The organism is Allosediminivita pacifica, from assembly GCF_003054175.1.
GTDB lineage: Bacteria > Pseudomonadota > Alphaproteobacteria > Rhodobacterales > Rhodobacteraceae > Allosediminivita > Allosediminivita pacifica.
The window spans coordinates 1-17,287 of sequence record NZ_QBKN01000045.1 but is presented as its reverse complement, the minus strand read 5'-3'; the positions used below and the strand labels follow the sequence as shown (position 1 = coordinate 17,287).

The window sequence follows — 17,287 nt, the reverse complement described above, 5'->3', positions numbered from 1 at the left end:
CCGAGGCGGAGGCCAACTTCTACGCGGCTCTGGAAACTGAAGACATGGCCGCGTAACTAATGACAATAAGCCTCCGACAAACTCGGTGCGGTTCACTGCCCCTGTTGGGACATTCACCTCCGGGATATTTGGAGAACAAAGATATCCCATGCTATGATCTTAGCACGGTACAGGCGGGGACGCCGATGACCGTGAACGGAGATATCCGGAAGCGCCCTTCACCTGCCAAGGAGAGGGGCGTTTTTCATAACTCGCTGCGCTCAATACAAGCTCCCCCTGCCGAGAACCTGCGAGCTCGAAGCTGGTCGGATGGACGCCTCAAGTGAACGGTTAGATAAGGGATAAGAAAAGGTTAAGAGGATAGCAGTTTGGAAACGTCGTTTTATTGCATTATATCAGATAGATATAAGAATGCCTGTGCACCCTCCGTCTCTAACCTAGGACGGCTGTGCACCCTCCATCTCTAACTTTTATGGAATGTTCGAGCAGGCGTCGGAGCAGTTTGCACCCTCCGTCTCTAACCTGAATCGGGCTACTGCACGCTCCGTCTACAACCCGAATCGGGCGTGAAAGACGGATACTTCACATAAACCTGCACCCTCCATCTCTAACCTGCACCCTCCGTCTCCAACCTTCTGCACTCTCCATCTCCAACCTTTTGCACCCTCCGTCTCTAACCTGCACCCTCCGTCTACAACCTCACCTGTGGATAACTTGGATGCGAGGGCAACAAGATATAGTGTCGTGACTTGAACCCGGTTACCATCGTTTGCGATGAAGGTGAATCAAGCAGTCGGAAGAAGAGGGCATAAGATGAAAGACTTGCCGGCCCCTGCCCCGTCGCCGCAGTTCGACATGTTTGCGGCCTTCTACGGCGATCCGAACAAGCTCTCGAATACGATCGATCTATGGGATGCGATCCCGAAGTATTCCTGCTCTGCACGGAAGCAGGTAGCCCTTCGCGACGAGTCGGGCTACCTTCCAATGTGGGAATGTGGGTTTGTGTATAAGCGGCCTGAGACCGGCGAGAAAATCCCGGCCAAGATGCAGCTCAAGCCAGCGCGACTGCGGGTCGATGGTGTCGAGAAGGACTTCCTGCCCTCCGCCAATGAAGAGCTTATCGAAGAGGTTCTGAGGAAGATTTTCGCGGACCAGAAGCATGGCCATCACTATGCTGCACAGGAAGAGAGTTACGTTGACTTCTCCTTGGCGATGATTGCGAGGGAGCTTCGCGCTCGGGGGCACTCCCGCTCTCTGGAACAAATCAAACACTCGCTCCTGGTCATGAACGAATGTCGCCTCGCCCTCTTTTTTCAGGGCAACGACAAGAAGGCGGCTTATCGCGGTGCGATCATTCCTGAAACTATCGAGGTCAGCCGGGCGGAGTATCTTGCTGATCCAAAGGCCAAGTGGCGCGTTAAGCTTCCCTTCGTGTACTCACAGGCCGTCAACAGCCTGCAATTTCGTCAGTTCAACTACGAAGTGTTGATGTCGATGTCTTCGCAGCTGGCCCGCTGGCTGCACAAGCTCCTCTCGCGAAGGTACACGAACGCGAGCCTCACGCAGCCCTATCAAATAAGGTATTCGACCATTAAGCGTGACAGCGGCTTGCTTGTTCACAGCCGAGAAGACCGCAACCGGGAGACGGTCCGTGACGCTCTGGAAGAGCTGAAAGCCCAAGATGTCGTGTTGTATTACAAGACGGGTAAGAGCGCTCAGAATGCCCGCGACGCGCTTTACGAGCTGACGCCGACCGGAACCTTCGTTTCGGACGTGAAAGCGGCCAATAAGAGGCAGACGGAGAACGAGCAGCGTCTCGCCGCGAATAAGTAAACGGCCAAACCACAAACCCACATAGCCTCATACCAACATAAAATGTGGGTTTGCACATACGTGTGAATCAGGTAATGTGGAAATGATGATTATCTCCTTCCTCAACCAAAAAGGCGGCGTCGGTAAAACCACCCTCTCGGTGAACGTGGCCGCACGTCTCGCAGCGCAGGGTCAGAAGGTTCTTCTGGTCGATGCGGACAAGCAAGGCTCGGCCTCGACCTGGGCGAGCCTGCGTGAGGAGACGCCGTTCCAGGTTGTCTCCATGGCGCGTGACAATCTCGCGAAAGACGTGCTCAAGCTAGCAGCGGACTATGAAGCGACCGTGATCGACGGCCCGCCCCATGCTGAGGGGATCGCGCGTGCTTGTATCATCGCCTCTGATTTTGTGGCGCTTCCTATCGAGCCGTCCGGGCTTTCGACATGGGCGTCCGATCTGACCGTTCGTCAAGTAGGAGAGGCCCAGGCATTCAAAGAGTCCATTAAATGTGGGTTTGTGGTTTCCCGCAAAATAGGGAACACGGTCATTGGCCGTGAAATCCGGTCGATGGCTTCGGAAGCTGGTATCCCGCTCCTAAACGCTGAGATCGAGCAGCGGGTCGCTTACGCGGAAAGCCTGACGATGGGAAAGACCATCTTCGAGTGGTCCCCCACAGGAGCCGCAGCGAAGGAGATCACAACCCTAACCGACGAGATTATCCAGCATGTCCAAGAAGAGCTTCGCGACAGCGCCGCGACCCAAGCCGCTCGCGCCTGAAACCATAGACGCCTATGTTCAAGGCGGGGCAGGGCACGACACCACCTCCAAGAGCGTGCCTGAGCCGCAGGAGAAGGCAAAAGACGTCCCCATGAAGCGTCTGAGCATCGACCTGCCGGAAGAAGCGCACCGACGCTTCAAAGTCGCCTGCGCGGCCACGGGACGGAAGATGGCAACCGAGCTGACAGCCTTCATCGAGCAGCGCACCGCCGAACTGGAAGCGAAAACCAACAAATAAGCTTTTGCACAAATGTGGGTTTTTCGTAGAAGGCGTTATCACACAACTCGCCTGTGGATAGCTCCCGCCCTGCCAAAATTTGGGAGTGCTCGTAACGGAGTGCTCTGATAACATAACAAAAAACGAAAATGAGGGGCAGCGTGACCGAGCTGAATTTCAAAGGTAAAGAATTCGTCTACAACCACCATCTGGCGGTGCCATTCCGCCCGTTGGTGCCAAACGCGGATAGGGGGATCGGCCCCGTTGCGCTCGATGGCAATCTGATCATACAGGGGGATAATCTACATGCCTTGAAAGCGCTCCTTCCGCTTTATGCAGGCAAGATCGACTGTATTTTCATCGATCCGCCCTACAATACGGGCAACGAGGGATGGTGCTACAACGATAGCGTCAATGCTCCAATGATCAGAGAATGGCTGGAGTCCAACCCCGTAGGGGTCGAGGACGGTCTCCGCCATGACAAGTGGTGCGCCATGATGTGGCCGCGACTCCGTTTGCTATACGAGCTTTTAGCCGACGACGGCATATTCTTAATGCACATTGATGAAAACGAGCTTGAGCGTGCTTCGAGTATGCTGGATGAAATATTTTCTAGAGACCCGGATAACCCTGGAAAGACGAATCGACTCGGAAGCTTAGTTTGGGACAAGCGTAACCCCAAGGGCGACGCGCAAGGCATCTCTTACCAGCATGAATTCATAATCGTAGCCGCAAAAAACAGATCACTAGCACTCAAAAGACGACCGCTGGTGCGAACTAAGCTTAACGCAGAAAAAATGATTGAGGCTGGTGCGCGATTCTTCAAGAAAGTTGATAGTTCCGACGTACCAAGTGACCTCGCAGAGGTTTTAAAGAAGTATGATTTAGATATAGATATTGAACACCTTCGGAAAATTTATGATAGAGATGCGGCGGCAGAAGAATATGCGGCGTGGGTAAGTAGGCAAGCCGATATTAGTGGAGGAGAGCGGCCTTATAACAAGCTTGATTCTGATGGTAATGTTTATCGTTTGGTCCACATGGGCTGGCCAAACAAGAAGAAAGCGCCGGATGATTATTTTAAACCTATAGAGCATCCGGTCACGGGAAAGGAGTGCCCCACCCCAGAGAGAGGCTGGCGGTACCCGTCTGATACCATAATAGAAATGCTGGGATCAGAGGAGGTGGTAGAGGAGCCACTTGGATACATCCGCAAAGGTGAGATAGTATTCGGCAGGGACGAGTCGGTACAGCCACAGCGAAAATACCTCCTCAAGGATCATGGTAATGAGAATATCCCATCTATACTTAGATTTGGTGGAAGCGACGACGAGCTTCTTGCTTCGCTAGAAATTAACTTCGAGAACGCTAAGCCCCATAGATTTATAAGCGATGTTCTAAGATGGATTACGCTTCCGCAGGATGTGATCTTAGACAGTTTTGCTGGGTCTGGAACAATAGGACATGCTGCGCTTCTTGCGAACAGTTTGGATGGAGGGGAGCGGAAGTTCATCCTCGTTCAGATGGATGAGGGAGAAGGAAAGGCAAATGCTGACCATACAACAGCCGAGCGGCTGCGAAAGGTTATTGAAGGCGTTGATGGTCTGAAAGCAGACACTCTTGGCTTGGGTGGAGAATTCACCTTTTGCGATCTCGGCGATCCAGTCGAGCTAGACAAGGTGCTGAGCGGCGAGACGCTGCCGTCTTTCGACGGGATTGGCTCCGTCCTTTTCCACATGGCAACCGCCCGTGCCTTCGATCCAAGCGCCATGCGCGAGGATGGTTTTTACCTAGGTGCCACCGAAGGCCAGCATGTCTGGCTGATCTATAAGCCCGATCTTGACTGGCTCAAATCCCCCGAGGCGGCCCTGACACTCAAGCGGGCGAAAGAGTTCGCCGCGACCGATCCAGAGGCACGGCACCTGGTCTTCGCGCCCGCCCGTTATGTCAGCCAGAAAATGCTAGCCGAGCAGAATATCCCTGTGGAGTTCGTGCCGCTGCCCTTCGCTCTCTACCGAATTGATCGGAGCTGAGGCCATGAGCACCAGCTTCCGACAACTCGACTATCAGGACCGCGCTCTCACGGCGCTTGAAGGCTATCTCGACGCCCTCAAGGAGAAGAAGGGCAGAGCGGACAAGATCGCGAGCCTTGCCGCTGCCGACCCTGATCTTGGACTCACCATCCCCGACTTCGCCAAGGAGGCATGGGATACACTTGGCGCGGCAGGAAAGTTGCCTGCATCCCGAGCGACTATCCCTTTTTCACCCAGGATCGATGGCTGCAATCGTCCCGTCCCGAACGCCGTACTCAAGGTCCCTACGGCAGGTGGGAAGACATGGCTCGCGATCTCGTCCGTGTCGCGGATCATGGGGCGCTATCTCGATCGCAACACGGGCTTTGTGCTGTGGATCGTGCCGAACGAGGCGATCTACTCCCAGACCTTGAAGCACCTCAAAAACCGTCAGCACCCTTATCGCCAGGCGCTCGACCGTGCCGCCGCAGGGCGTGTGAAGATCATGGAGAAGACCGACCGCCTCGATGCGCGCGACGTAGATAGCAATCTCTGCGTCATGCTTCTCATGCTGCAATCGGCGAACCGAGAAACCCAGGATTCCCTGAAGATGTTTCAGGATCGGGGCGACGTGCATGGTTTCTTCCCGCCCGAGGGCGAACAGCAGGCGCACAAGGCTGCGCTCGATGCCACGCCGAACCTTGCCGCCTATGACGACATGTTCCTGATGGTAAAAGATTCCCTTGGCAACGCGTTGCGGATCATCCGCCCCGTCGTGGTGCTGGACGAAGGGCATCGTGCCATCTCCGATCTGGCGTTCAGGACGCTGTACGGCTTCAACCCGTGTTTCGTGTTGGAACTGACCGCCACGCCGCAGGACGTGCAGCCACGCGGCGGCAGAAACCCCCGCGATGGGCGCTATGCCAATGTCCTGGTTGAAGTGACGGGCCGCGAGCTGGACCGCGAAGGCATGATCAAGATGCCGCTCAATCTTGATCCGAAGCAGGGCAATGACTGGAAGGCGACGCTCAACGCGGCGCTTGAGAAGCTTCGCGCGCTCGACGCCTCAGCAAAGACACTGCGCGCCGAGACCGATCGCTATATCCGCCCGATCATGCTGGTGCAGGTCGAGCGGACGGGGGCGGATCAGCGCGAGAGCAATCATATCCACGCCGAGGATGTGAAGGACTGGCTCAAGACGGCGGGATTCGATGACGCTGAAATCGCCATCAAGACCGCCGAGCAGAACGATCTGTCACAGCCTGAAAACCAGGACCTTCTGTCCCCCACGAACCGCGTGCGCGTGATCATTACCAAGCAGGCGCTTCAAGAAGGCTGGGATTGTCCCTTCGCCTATGTGCTCTGCGCTCTGGCTGCGAGCAGCAACGAAAAGGCCATGACGCAGCTTGTCGGGCGCATCCTACGCCAGCCAGGCGCGATGAAGACGGGTGTCGAAGCACTCGATGAATGCCATGTAATTACCCACCATGCCGATACCGCTACTGTGGTCGGGGCCATCAAGAAGGGCCTGGAGCAGGACGGGCTTGGCGATCTGGTGCTGCGCGTCAATCAGGATGACGCGGGCGGCAAGACACGCACGGCGCGGACAATTAAGCGCCGTCCCGCGTTCGCTTCGACCGAAATCTACCTGCCCAAAGTCATGATCATTGAGGACGGCGCGCCCCGCGAGCTGGACTATGAGACCGATATTCTCGCCAGCATCGACTGGCGCGGCTTCGACCCCGCGCCTATTGCCGCCAAAATCCCCGACAATGCACAAGCGGCGGAAAGCCAGCTACAGCGGATCACCTTGTCCGATGAAGGGGAAGAGCTGTTCGTCGGAGAGACGGTTGCGCAGAACCATGAAATCCTAGTCTTCGACCCCGCGCATACCGTCCGTATGGTCTCCGACATTCTGCCCAATCCGTTCGTTGCTCGGGAGGTGGTCGGCCAGCTTCTCGACGCCTTGCGCGTTCGCGGATTTGATGAAAATAAGCTTGGCCGCTTTGCGAGCCTGATCAGCGCCGAGCTGCGGCGCGGGCTCGACAGCGCCCGCACAGAACGCGCCGAGGCACTCTTCAAGACCGAGGTCGCAGCGGGGCGGATCCAGTTCCGCTTGCGCCTGGATGGGCGCAACTGGCGGATGCCCGCAACCATGGAGACAACCGAGCCAGAGGACGCGCGACAGCTTGTAAACAAGGCGGGCGGCCCGCTCGAAAAGAGCCTCTTCGCACCTGTATATGAAGCCGAGCTGAACAAAGACGAGCGTGACGTGGCCGTCTATCTCGACGGTGAAGGGGCGCTCTCATGGTGGCACCGCAACGTAGCGCGCAGCCAGTATGGCATTCAGGGATGGAAGAAGGCAAAAATCTATCCCGACTTTATCTTCGCGGTGCAGACCACGGGAGAAGCCAAGAAGATCACGGTTCTGGAAACCAAGGGCGACCAGCTCGACAACCTCGATACCGCATACAAGCGAGACGTACTGGATTTCCTGTCAGGCCATTTTGCATGGGACGACGCAACGCCAGCGGGAGAGTTGGAGCTTGTCAAAAACAATGGTGAAACCGTCGAAGGTACGTTAATCCTTATGAGTGATTGGAAGACAAAACTTCCTGAGTATCTAAAACCCTAAAAAATTAAGCCGAGCACGGTTGAATGTCCTGTTTTGTCATCCTTGCTCGGTTTCCCGCTCTTTATCCTGCCCCTGCTGCCAGAGATCGTGATACGGCGATTGAGCGGGATATGGATTATCATAGCGGTTCGCGCGCCAATCCTCTTGGCCGCGCTCAAACGCTTTTTGTTCAGCTTCTCTCTGTTTTTCCGTCATACATACCGCCGCGATTTGCCACGTGCGCCTCAAGCGCGTCTTATGGTTTTTATACTGACGCGGAAGAGCTGAGCAATCTCCGACAGCCTGCGCCCCTCGTCGTCCCTCATACGACGCACCTCGTCGCGCTGAGCGGCTGAGAGGGCAGGGGGGCGGCCTCCGACCCTGCCGCGTTTCTTCGCGGCCTCCAGCCCCTCCCTTGTGCGCTCTGAGATGCGCTCACGCTCGAACTGCGCGATAGAGGCGAAGACGTGGAAGATCAGACGACCTGCGGGCGTGGTGGTGTCGATGTCCTCGGCCAGCGACCGAAACCCGCCGCCTCGCTCCTTGATGGCCTCCACGATGTCGAGAAGGTCGCGCAGCGACCGTGCAAGGCGGTCGTACTTGGTGACGACGATCACGTCCCCTGGGCGGAGCTGGTCGAGGAGCTGGTCGAGCTGCGGGCGCTTCCTGGTCGAACCGCTGATCTTGTCCGCGAAGACGCGCTCCGCGCCTGCTGCTTCAAGGGCGTCGGTCTGTGCATCGAGGAGCTGGTCGTCTGTCGAGACGCGGGCATATCCGAAGATCATGCTTTCATGGTGCCATAAACGTCCCAAAACTCCAAAGGTTTTGGGTGTAGGGTTTTGTCCCGCTCAAGTCGTTGGTTTCGTGTGGGGTAGGGGATATGGACAAAAACGACCGTTTTTGTCGCGAGGAGAAGGACGCCGCTTTTGCTCAGGCACTTGAACGTGCTGGCAATGATGCCTTGCCTTGCCGTTCCTTCATATCTCTGAGCCAATCCTCTAGCGCCGCCACCTCCGCCACTAAGCCTGCGTGCGACACATCGCTGGGGTTAAGCGCTTCGGAGTAGAGGTGCAGCTCTTCAGAGAGGCGTTTGCGTGCGGCGATCACAGTGCTCACGTCAACATCATTTAGAACGGCCAGCTTGAAGATGCTGCCTGTCGCAATCCGGTTATCAAACCGACCTAGAACCGGCATGATGAAGTCAGCGACGCCCTGGTCCCATCCCTCTCTGATCTGCTCAATGAATCCTTTCGCCATGATCGACCTTCGCGCCTCCGGGAAAGAGTCGAATTCGCTCTTTACCGCCTTCAATTCTCCACGAATCGCATTCGCAAGTTCCAGCCCAGGCTTTGCCTTGAGCGGGAGATCGCCCTTCACATGGCCCGGCTGCTTCTGCCTGCGGTGAACATGTTGATAATGGACGCTTTGTCCCTGTGCCTCAGCCTCTCGCTTTAACTCGAACATGAATGCCAAGTCATGCGTAAATACTACAACTTGTCGGTGCTCCGCCTCTTCGACAAGCCGCCTCGCAACACTCCTTCTATGCAGATGGTCCAGAGAGGACATGGGGTCATCAAAAACGATGCCGGAGTACTCACGTGACGTCACAAGTTCCGCCAGGAAGGCTGCCAGAGCAACGCACCTATGTTCCCCCTCGCTCAGTACATCGCCAACGGGCTCCTTCGGGCGCTCCACGAAGCACACCCTGAAGAGCGAGACAGCGTTCCTATCGCTCTTCTGCAACTCAAGCGGCATGCAGCCAATATCAAGCTTCTGCACTTCACGGGCGAACCGCCCCCTAAGTGCGTCAGTGACCAACTTGTCAGAAAGCGACTTGTTCAGTTCCGTCACGGCTCTCTTGGCCGCCGTCTTCCCGGACTCCTTCAGAGCGGCTATCCGCCGCCGCCGTTCTATTTCTAGCCGAATATCACTTTCAAAGTTCTTCAGATACTTTCTGCTTCGAAGGTCCTCCAAGCGAGCCCTCATCTCCTTCCTCTGTGGGCTAGCCTCATCTCCTTTAAGCTGCTCGATCCTGCGCGTTAGCTTCTCCCATGTTACTTTTGCATTCTCTGCGGGGAACGGAACAGACGGCAGGCGAGGAACGTGACCGCGCCGGATCGCACGCAACCTCCAACGCGCCACGACTGCGGCACGTCTCATAGACATGGAAAGCTCAGGGTCATCCAGCTCCAGTCCGATGATCCTAGTAAGCTCCCTTACGAAGTCATGGTTTTGTTGTTTACTCTCAATTGATCGTAGAGCGTCCTCAGCTCGTCTCTTCGCCTTCGCCTCCGCTGCCTTCGTCTCCCCTTTCACGAACTGTTCGAACGTATTTCTGCGCTCTACCGCCTCCTCGCTGAGCGGCTGCTGACATAGTACGCATAAATCATGATCCGCGGTTGCTTCCGGAAACGTCTTGTCAGGATATGCCGCATGGTCAGAGTAACGTCGGGCCGCTTCCCATAACTCGCGCCACAACTCCGATCCTATATTCGGGAGCGGTGCCGCTGAGAATAATCTATCTGACGCGGTCTTCGCGATTTCTACCTTCTTAGTGTGGTCTTCGCGAGCCGAAGCTAGCTCTTGAACCTTTTCCTCAGATGTGACTTCGACAAGTTCCTTTAGCTTCTTGGCCTCTTGACCAAACGCCACCTTAACCGCGCTTAGCTTTGCAATAGCTTTCGCAGAATCTCCCTCAAGATCGGCGGCGAGCGACTTCATCTCCGCCTCGTCATCGGGGGTAAGATTTATCAACGCCTCAAGTTTTGCTATATCAGATTTCTCCGACAGACCATTTATGAATTTTCCCCCCACTGTATTTGCGTTGATTTTCGGATTAAGGAGAGCATCTGGCGTTTGCGTATTAATGCTTTTGATCTTTTTATTGACTTCTTCAGCTATAAGATCACATGCGTCTCGAAGTGTCTCAAGTACCTGCATGGGTAACGGAGAATACGCAAGTTCATTGGTTTTTTCCACATGCGTACTTGCGCTTCTGGAGTCAAATATGCTTACGAACGGCAGCTCCGAGTGCGATGGACTGTCCGGAGTCCAGCCCCAAGATCGTTCATCACTACCACAAAAGAATTCTATATCTGCGCTTTGCGGCTCGTCTGATCGAGATTCGATATCTCTCAATATCTTTTGGTTTTTATCGCGCGATCGGCAAGCATATTTAAGTATGCGAACATACCCAGACTTTCCCGATCCATTATCTCCGTATACTATCGTCATCCCCTCACGCTGGAAGGATATAGATTGACCCGGAGCAAGTGCATTGACGTTTACTGGTCTCGAGATGCCTTTGAGAGATATCGACGCTTCTTCAGAAGCGCGCCCTGAGATGTGTGCCTCTGAAAGAGGCGCGTGAGGCAGACTGGAATCCACGCATAGGTTTGTGAGTTGCTCGATATCCTTCGCGCCTAGGCTGCCATATTGAACTATCCGGCGAAGGGCATCTCTTTGCCAATTTGGACGATTTTGAGACCATCTCAAAATCTCCAGCATGGCGTCTTTTTCTGTGAAGGGCTTATCTAAAATCATACTCTGTACTGCGCGTTAATTCCTAATGGTTGCATAGATCGCGATTATCGTCCACTGACGCATGTAAGCCCCTCAGTCGTCAAGGAATGAGGGGCTTCCACGCTATGCGACAATCCTCCCGGCCTTCCAGGCTTCGCGGGCGTAGGCGAGAAGCGTCTTCTTCGGCCTCCAATGGATGTCGCGCTCGATCCCGATGCCAAACGGCCCACGCACGCTCTCCAGCTCGGAAATCCGCACGCTGCCAAGCTCCGCGCAGCCCATGCCGAGGTCGCAGAGACCGAAGGCAATGTCGGGGTCTTCGCTGTCCAGCTCCGTGAGAAGCCAAGTTGCCGCGCCGCACGGGTTGAAGAGTTTCACCACGGGCTCGAAGTCGATCTCGTCCTCGGTGCCGCGTACCGCGTCCTGGGCTTTGCCGTTGGCGATCATCTTGTCGCGGATGGTTTTGGTCAAAAGTTTCATATCGGTCTCCTATCGTTGAGGTTTTCTTCGATGGAGACGAATGATCGGGCGGCCTGAGCTGCCGCGCGCACAGACCCAACACGGCCAGCTTGCCTGGGTGGTGCGGGCCGGGTCTTGCGGGTGCAGCGCGCTCGATCAGGATCAGGCGAACATGAGAAAACCGCCGATCAGGAGACAGGCAGGAACGGCCAACCCCTCCGGGCGATCAGGCTGCCGCCCTACGGCGGGTGTTCACAGGCAGGAGCGCCCTACGGCTCAAAGTCGGGCCCCCGGTCCTTCGGCTTGTCCCGGTCGGGCGACTTCTCGGCCTCTTTCATCAGCCTGGCGCGGCGCTCGTCGCGCCATTGCTGGCGTGCATCCCGCACTGTGTCCAGCTTCTCCGCGATCTGGCGCTTTTCGCTGTCGCTAGCGCTTGAATTGTCGAGCGCATTTGCCATGACGCGGGACAGCCAGCCTTGGCCATTGTCGTTCGCAGCGTTGTCCTGCTGCTCCGTGTGACGCCGGGTGTCCTGGTTTTCCTCGCGCGCTTTCTGACGGTCTCTGGACTGTTGCTCGGCCTTTTGGTGCTGCTCATATTCCGCGCGTTCGGCCTCTTCTCTTTCGGCCTTCTGGCGTTGGCGGGTCTCGTAGGCTTCGCGGGCGGCGGCTTCTGCCTTGGCGCGCAAGGCTTCCTCCTTGCGCTTCTGGGCTTCGTCCAGCTTGCGGCGGTATTGTTCATCACGCTGACGGTGCAGCTCGGCCAGCTCCTCGCGGGCGAGTGCATGCGCGGTGTCCACCTTCTGCCGCGCATCGGCAATCCGGGCCTTCGTGCCCTCGATGGTCTGACGCAGGTTTGCCAACTCGTCGCGGTCTTTCTGGCCGCGCCACAGGCGGCGCAGGGACAGGGTGAAGCCGCGTCCGTCCACCTTGGTTTTCAGATGGTCGTGCTCGGCCTGCACGGTCGCAAGCGCCGGGGCATAGAACGCCTGCAAGCGTTCCTCGTGCTCCAGGGCCTCGCGGGTCTGCTCCCGTTCCAGGTCGAGCATGTCAAAGGTGCGCTCGGACTCCTGGGCTTCGATCTGGCGGGCTTTCCAGTCCTCGAACTTTGCGCGCTGTTCTTCGAGACTGGCCAGCTCGTGCAACGCCTTCATGTGGCGGCTGGCGCGCTCGCGATTCCGGTCGCGGCGCTCCTGGTTCGCCTCCCCGACGCGGGTCTGCTGCCCCTTACGCTTCATGGACGTGACCGCGACACCTTCGTGCTGCTCCGGCTCACGGTCGATCCCGCGCGCCTCGAAGCTGCGGAAGTCAACGCGCACATCCAGTCCGGCCCGCTCAAGCTCCCGGTTCTGGATGGCCGCCCATCGGTCAACCGCCTGCTCCAGCATCTCGGTCTGGTTCCAGCTTCGCGCGGTCGGGGTGGCCTTCTTCTCGTGAAAACCCTCGGAGGTGATTTCCCGCACGGTCAGCATGACATGAGCATGCTGATTGCGGTGATCTCCCTCCCTGTCGGGGGCGTGCATGGCGTAGTCGGCCACCATGCCCCGGCTGACAAACTGCTCGCTGATCCACTCCCGCAGCATCTCGCGGTTTTGCTCAAAGCCGAGTTCATGCGGCAGGGGGACGACGATCTCGCGGGCAAGCTGGGCCTTCACCTTGAGATCGCCGCCCTTGGTCAGCTCCGAGGCTTCGACGGCGTTCCACAAGGCGGCCCGGTCGCGCGTCCAGTGCGGGGCATGATCGGGGGCCAGGACTTCGCTGTGCAGGACACCGCTGCGGCGGCTGTAGTCATGCACCTTGCCGTAAGCCTCGTCCTCGATCTCCTGTCCCGCGCGGTAGGCGGCCATCGCACATGCAGACTTCCCGGCGCTGCGGGATGCGATCTGGAAGCGTGGCCGCGACCCCGCCACTAGAAGGCCGCCTCCAGGAACGGGAAAAGATAGCCCCCCACGGCTACGGAGTGGGAAGCCCTAACGGCTTTGGAGTGTCCAGCCTGCGCTCCCGCAGGCTTCCAGCTTCCGGCGCATGAGGACGCAAACAAAATCGAAGATTTTGTATAATTGCGCCCTTCATCTACATTCAGGGATTTTCCCGTTGCACCTGTCATCACTCTTGGTCTCGAAAAGTGTGCGAACTGCACATTGCCAGTGTGACAAAATTCCCATACCCTGACAATTGAGATTTAACCCCGAAACCCGCGAACCCATGGCCTACCGCAAGAAAGACCCCGCCGAATCACTGGAAGAGCTAAAGGCCAAGAAGGCGGCCTTGCGGGCACAGTTTGACGATAAGCTCGGCAAGCTGGAACGGGAGATCAAGGCCACGGAAGCCAAGCGGCGCCGGGAAGAAGAGAAGATCAGGACGCGGCAGAAGATCATTGTCGGGGCTGTCGTTCTGGAACATGCCGAGCGCAATCCCGAATGGGGACGCGACCTCTGGGACATTCTTAACCGGGCTGTAACAAAGCCAGACCAGCGCAAAACGCTCGGCCTTGATGACGGGAGTGACTAGACTCCCGTCCTTGCAGGGGGACAGCTCATGTCGAACCACGGGGCCGCCCGCTGGGCGTCCACTTCCGATCTTCGCAAAACGGGAATGCTCGATCCCGGCGGCGTCTACCTTGGCGGCACCTACGAGAATCCTGACCAAGGAATCTACTATCACGGTGACGGACACGTCCTGACAGTCGCGCCCCCCGGTTCCGGCAAGACGGCAGCGGTCGCCGTTCCGAACCTTCTGCAAAACCCCTCCTCCATGGTGGTCACAGACCCCAAGGGCGCGCTCACCGCCCAGACGGCCAAGGCTCGCCGCGCCATGGGCCAAAGGGTGATCGTCCTGAACCCCTGGCGCGAGGAGCTGACGCAAGGGCTTGGTCGCGATCTCGGGGATGCAGGCTTTAACCCGCTCTCTGTCCTGCGGGCAGGCGATCCGGCTGTGATCGACAATGCCGAAATGATCGCGACCGCGCTCTGCCCCACGCCGCCCAACGTGAACGATCCCTCCTGGACGCAGCGCGGCGCCTCTGTGCTGACCGCCTGCCTGCTGTACCTGACCCATGCGCCAGGTGAGACCGCCACCCTGCCCCGCCTCTATTCGCTGGTGAGAGACACCGCTCAGGGCTGGCGCGACCTGGCTGCGAAGATGCTCGAAGTCGAAAGCTTCGACCTCTCCGACTACGCCGCCGAAATCCTCTCGCCCCTGGAGAGTCCGCGCCAATGGGCGGGCATCGAGCAGGCCATGCAGAACGCCACGGCCATCTATAACCCGCAAAAGCCCCTCGCCGCCCACGTCTCCAGCGGCGACTTCGATCCGGCGATCCTCAAGAGCGAGCGCGTGACGGTCTATCTCGTGATCCCGTCGAACCGCCGGGAAGCGAACAAGGCATGGCTGGCGCTCGTCATGGCGTTGTGTGCGGAAGCGGTCGGGCGCGCAGGCAAGGCGGTGCCTGTCACGCTGCTGGCGGAGGAGTTCGCCAACCTCGGATACATGCCAACGATCTCGCGGGCGATGGCTGAATACCGCGAGGCGGGCCTGCGCGCGCACCTGGTCATCCAGAACCCGCACCAGCTCACACGCCTGTATGGCCGTGATGGGATGCAGGAGATCGTGAATTTGTGCGCGGTGCGCCAGTTCTTCGGGGTCGATGATATTGAGACGGCACGGCTGATCGAGGCCACGGTCGGCACCTTCACCGCGGAAAGCCGTAGTACCTCGACGCCTGATAACCTCCTGCAAGGCGGATCGGTGAACACCAGCGAGATGGGTGTGCCGCTCATCCGGGCGCAAGACCTTCTGAACATGCCCGAACAGGAACAGGTCATCCTGGCACGCGGCTCCGTGCCCCCGATCCGTGCCTTTGTGAAGCCGTTCTTCACCGATCAAGCCATGCTCAACGCCACGGACCCGAACCCTTACCGGGACGAACCACAGGAGCGCCAAGCTGCGCCGTTCGAGACGGGTCAACTCCGCCACCAGGTCGCTCAGTTTGCGGACGAAGCAACAGGCGGACACTTTGAGGAACTGGTCGCGCTCGTCATGGGGGGCGGCGTTCTGGCCTTCATCGGCGGCATGTCCTTCGGATGGGGCATGACGCCCCTGTTCATCTACGCCGTGGCTGTTGTCTGCGGTGCCGGGGGCTGGTTCGGAACCGCAGCAATATTCAAACTGGCCGGACAAAGCCGCAGTACGGCTGAAATTGCGTTCTGGTTATCCATCCCGGTACTGATCGTATGCTTCGTGCTCGCAGCCTACATTGAACGGGATAACCCGAACGGGGGCACGCTGCTCGACCTGCTCTACACGTGGGGGGTTCTCTCGGCTTTTCCTTTGCTGGCTCTATGGGCGCTCAGAAAGAAGCTTTCCCATTTGCAGACTAAGCAGCCACCCCCTGCCTCGCGCATGCCGCACAAGTCGGATGATGAGCGCTAGTCGGGCATCTCGATGCTGTCCCGCTGGCCGGGCCCTTAGTGCCTGTCCGTCGGGTCGCCGTTGCTGATGCCGGAAAGAGACGGGCGGGGTTCTGCGTCAAGGGTGCGCAGCACAGGCGCAGCCTGCTTGCCCTTGATGCGGGTTCCCGGCTGGCTCAGGCATCACCGCAGCGATGGCGCTCCCGATTGACCTGGCACGGGGTGCCTGTCTTGAGGCGAGCTGGAAGCGAAAAACCTTCTCAATCCGGCGGCACGTAGTCGCCATAGGTCGGCAAGAGCCGCCTAAGTTCCGCGTCCATTTCCTCAGCCACATCGAGCGGAGGCAAGGTCTTCTCAAGATGCTCGCGGACATACCACGCAAGGCGCTCTTTCCGTCCCTCGAACCGCCGCACCTGTTCGGCAATGCTCAAGGGCGGCTGCAAGATAAACCACTCATGGGAATATAGCTTCGGCTCCGCTTGGCCATAGGACGGGGGACGCTTGCCAGCCATGCCTTACCCCGCCGTCTTCTGCTGATGCCATGCTTGGCGCATCAAATCGCGCTGCATCCTGAGTGAAGCCGCTAAGGGGTCATAACCCCAAGCCGCCTTTTTGGCAGGGGTGATTTCGCCCCATTCCTCGGCGCTGCTTTGTGCAAGCTCTGCCAGCTTCGCAAGGTCGGCGGTGATCTCGGCGGCGTTCATCGGTTCTCATGCCATTTCTGACGGAAGCGGGCGGCGCTGTCGGCCAAAGCTGCGGCCAGTACCTCGCCCTCATACGTGGCGGCCAGCCGCTTCGCGTCCTCGGCCAAGTCCTCAAGGCAGCGCCATTGCGACCCCGTAACCTGCGCCGTGCCGTAGGTCGGCAAGAGCCGTGCAAGGTCGCGGTCTAGCTGCTCGGCCACCTCCAGCGGCATCATGTGGCCGTGTTTCTCGATGATACGCCTCTGGGCGGGGGTCATCCCCTCGGCCTTGCGCTCGAACCGCCGCGCAATCCGTGCCAGCCGTTCGGGCGGGCGCTGCATGTGCCATGCGGCTGTAAACGGGGGCGGGGCTTTCTCGCTCATGTCTGTGCCCTCCTCCGCTTCTCTGCCAGACACTCGGCCTGCCACGCGCGGCCCCAGACGCGGGGCGATGGGGCCTCTCCGGCGTCCAGCTCATCACGGAGCTGAAAAGCCGCCTCCAGGAACAGGGTGCCGGAGCTGAACGGCGCATCCTTCTGCGCTCTCGTCAACCGGGCGGCATAGTGCTGTTTCATGGCCGGATCGGCCATGCGCCGGGCGTAGCTCAGTGGAATGTGCATCGCAGCCCCCTGCCCTGCTTCTCAGTTGCCGCCTGCGGCGGCGCCAATGGGAAAGGAGGAGGCTCTGCCTCCTCTGTGAACCGCGCCGGGTTTGCCGGAGGCTCCAAGTCCTGAGTAGGATGGAGCATCATGAGCAAGACGACGAACAAGTTTTCTCCCGAAGTGCGCGAG

General features: G+C 58.3%; 16 protein-coding genes. 7 read left to right on the top strand and 9 right to left on the bottom strand.

All coding sequences use genetic code 11. The annotated features are described in order from the left end of the window. Nucleotides 1–813 precede the first annotated feature (813 nt). The 5 genes from C8N44_RS21570 (at nt 814) to C8N44_RS21555 (ending at nt 7,451) form a co-directional block, all read left to right on the top strand. Nucleotides 814–1,833 (top strand): hypothetical protein, encoded by a 1,020-nt coding sequence (locus C8N44_RS21570; RefSeq protein WP_107978812.1) that lies wholly within the window; start codon nt 814–816, stop codon nt 1,831–1,833. An 82-nt stretch (nt 1,834–1,915) separates the two neighbouring features. Next, complete coding sequence (gene parA / locus C8N44_RS21565; RefSeq protein ID WP_280514106.1) at nt 1,916–2,587, top strand: ParA family partition ATPase; 672 nt, start codon at nt 1,916–1,918, stop codon at nt 2,585–2,587. Beyond that, nucleotides 2,535–2,825, top strand: coding sequence for a plasmid partition protein ParG (locus C8N44_RS23235; RefSeq protein ID WP_146178897.1), 291 nt, complete (start codon nt 2,535–2,537; stop codon nt 2,823–2,825). Before parA ends, C8N44_RS23235 begins: the two co-directional genes overlap by 53 nt. Nucleotides 2,826–2,965: 140 nt before the next feature. Beyond that, nucleotides 2,966–4,837: a site-specific DNA-methyltransferase gene (locus C8N44_RS21560; protein ID WP_210204213.1), complete on the top strand. Its 1,872-nt coding sequence runs from the start codon at nt 2,966–2,968 to the stop codon at nt 4,835–4,837. A 4-nt stretch (nt 4,838–4,841) separates the two neighbouring features. Beyond that, complete coding sequence (locus C8N44_RS21555; RefSeq protein ID WP_107978810.1) at nt 4,842–7,451, top strand: DEAD/DEAH box helicase; 2,610 nt, start codon at nt 4,842–4,844, stop codon at nt 7,449–7,451. 36 nt (nt 7,452–7,487) lie between these two features. Here the strand turns inward: C8N44_RS21555 and C8N44_RS23615 are convergent, their stop codons facing one another. From C8N44_RS23615 to mobQ, 5 genes are all read right to left on the bottom strand, one after another. Further along, nucleotides 7,488–7,646 (bottom strand): hypothetical protein, encoded by a 159-nt coding sequence (locus C8N44_RS23615; RefSeq protein ID WP_170121113.1) that lies wholly within the window; start codon nt 7,644–7,646, stop codon nt 7,488–7,490. A gap of 29 nt (nt 7,647–7,675) precedes the next feature. Then, nucleotides 7,676–8,215, bottom strand: coding sequence for a recombinase family protein (locus tag C8N44_RS21550; RefSeq protein WP_107978809.1), 540 nt, complete (start codon nt 8,213–8,215; stop codon nt 7,676–7,678). Nucleotides 8,216–8,360: 145 nt separating this feature from the next. After that, the gene (locus C8N44_RS21545; RefSeq protein WP_244641174.1) at nt 8,361–10,937 is read right to left on the bottom strand and encodes an AAA family ATPase; all 2,577 of its coding nucleotides are present in this window, start codon (nt 10,935–10,937) and stop codon (nt 8,361–8,363) included. A 138-nt stretch (nt 10,938–11,075) separates the two neighbouring features. Continuing rightward, entirely contained in the window at nt 11,076–11,432 is a 357-nt protein-coding gene (locus tag C8N44_RS21540) for a DUF2958 domain-containing protein (RefSeq protein WP_107978807.1), read from the bottom strand. 248 nt (nt 11,433–11,680) lie between these two features. Further along, nucleotides 11,681–13,318 carry a MobQ family relaxase gene (gene mobQ / locus C8N44_RS21535; protein ID WP_280514107.1) on the bottom strand — a complete coding sequence of 546 codons (1,638 nt, stop codon included), beginning with the start codon at nt 13,316–13,318 and terminating at the stop codon, nt 11,681–11,683. 295 nt (nt 13,319–13,613) lie between these two features. Between mobQ and C8N44_RS21530 the strand changes: the two genes are divergently transcribed. Together C8N44_RS21530 and C8N44_RS21525 are read left to right on the top strand one after the other, a co-directional pair. Beyond that, on the top strand, nt 13,614–13,919 hold the full coding sequence (locus C8N44_RS21530; RefSeq protein ID WP_088636053.1) for a hypothetical protein: 306 nt from the start codon (nt 13,614–13,616) through the stop codon (nt 13,917–13,919). A 27-nt stretch (nt 13,920–13,946) separates the two neighbouring features. Further along, on the top strand, nt 13,947–15,836 hold the full coding sequence (locus tag C8N44_RS21525) for a type IV secretory system conjugative DNA transfer family protein (RefSeq protein ID WP_107978805.1): 1,890 nt from the start codon (nt 13,947–13,949) through the stop codon (nt 15,834–15,836). Nucleotides 15,837–16,074: 238 nt separating this feature from the next. Here the strand turns inward: C8N44_RS21525 and C8N44_RS23480 are convergent, their stop codons facing one another. The 4 genes from C8N44_RS23480 to C8N44_RS21505 are packed head-to-tail and all read right to left on the bottom strand — an operon-like array spanning nt 16,075 to nt 17,116. Continuing rightward, complete coding sequence (locus C8N44_RS23480; RefSeq protein WP_107978804.1) at nt 16,075–16,326, bottom strand: hypothetical protein; 252 nt, start codon at nt 16,324–16,326, stop codon at nt 16,075–16,077. Between the two features lie 3 nt (nt 16,327–16,329). Next, the gene (locus C8N44_RS21515; RefSeq protein ID WP_107978803.1) at nt 16,330–16,518 is read right to left on the bottom strand and encodes a hypothetical protein; all 189 of its coding nucleotides are present in this window, start codon (nt 16,516–16,518) and stop codon (nt 16,330–16,332) included. Beyond that, nucleotides 16,515–16,880 (bottom strand): hypothetical protein, encoded by a 366-nt coding sequence (locus tag C8N44_RS21510; RefSeq protein WP_107978802.1) that lies wholly within the window; start codon nt 16,878–16,880, stop codon nt 16,515–16,517. Before C8N44_RS21510 ends, C8N44_RS21515 begins: the two co-directional genes overlap by 4 nt. Then, on the bottom strand, nt 16,877–17,116 hold the full coding sequence (locus C8N44_RS21505; RefSeq protein WP_107978801.1) for a hypothetical protein: 240 nt from the start codon (nt 17,114–17,116) through the stop codon (nt 16,877–16,879). The genes C8N44_RS21510 and C8N44_RS21505 overlap by 4 nt, the downstream gene beginning before the upstream one ends. Nucleotides 17,117–17,287 lie beyond the last annotated feature (171 nt).

Bases quoted from the DNA above. Each gene is read 5' to 3' on its own strand.
- C8N44_RS21570 (WP_107978812.1), top strand. From the start codon at position 814: ATGAAAGACTTGCCGGCCCCTGCCCCGTCGCCGCAGTTCGACATGTTT.
- parA (WP_280514106.1), top strand. From the start codon at position 1,916: ATGATGATTATCTCCTTCCTCAACCAAAAAGGCGGCGTCGGTAAAACC.
- C8N44_RS23235 (WP_146178897.1), top strand. From the start codon at position 2,535: ATGTCCAAGAAGAGCTTCGCGACAGCGCCGCGACCCAAGCCGCTCGCG.
- C8N44_RS21555 (WP_107978810.1), top strand. From the start codon at position 4,842: ATGAGCACCAGCTTCCGACAACTCGACTATCAGGACCGCGCTCTCACG.
- C8N44_RS23615 (WP_170121113.1), bottom strand. From the start codon at position 7,646: ATGACGGAAAAACAGAGAGAAGCTGAACAAAAAGCGTTTGAGCGCGGC.
- C8N44_RS21550 (WP_107978809.1), bottom strand. From the start codon at position 8,215: ATGATCTTCGGATATGCCCGCGTCTCGACAGACGACCAGCTCCTCGAT.
- C8N44_RS21545 (WP_244641174.1), bottom strand. From the start codon at position 10,937: ATGCTGGAGATTTTGAGATGGTCTCAAAATCGTCCAAATTGGCAAAGA.
- C8N44_RS21540 (WP_107978807.1), bottom strand. From the start codon at position 11,432: ATGAAACTTTTGACCAAAACCATCCGCGACAAGATGATCGCCAACGGC.
- C8N44_RS21530 (WP_088636053.1), top strand. From the start codon at position 13,614: ATGGCCTACCGCAAGAAAGACCCCGCCGAATCACTGGAAGAGCTAAAG.
- C8N44_RS21525 (WP_107978805.1), top strand. From the start codon at position 13,947: ATGTCGAACCACGGGGCCGCCCGCTGGGCGTCCACTTCCGATCTTCGC.
- C8N44_RS23480 (WP_107978804.1), bottom strand. From the start codon at position 16,326: ATGGCTGGCAAGCGTCCCCCGTCCTATGGCCAAGCGGAGCCGAAGCTA.
- C8N44_RS21515 (WP_107978803.1), bottom strand. From the start codon at position 16,518: ATGAACGCCGCCGAGATCACCGCCGACCTTGCGAAGCTGGCAGAGCTT.
- C8N44_RS21510 (WP_107978802.1), bottom strand. From the start codon at position 16,880: ATGAGCGAGAAAGCCCCGCCCCCGTTTACAGCCGCATGGCACATGCAG.
- C8N44_RS21505 (WP_107978801.1), bottom strand. From the start codon at position 17,116: ATGCACATTCCACTGAGCTACGCCCGGCGCATGGCCGATCCGGCCATG.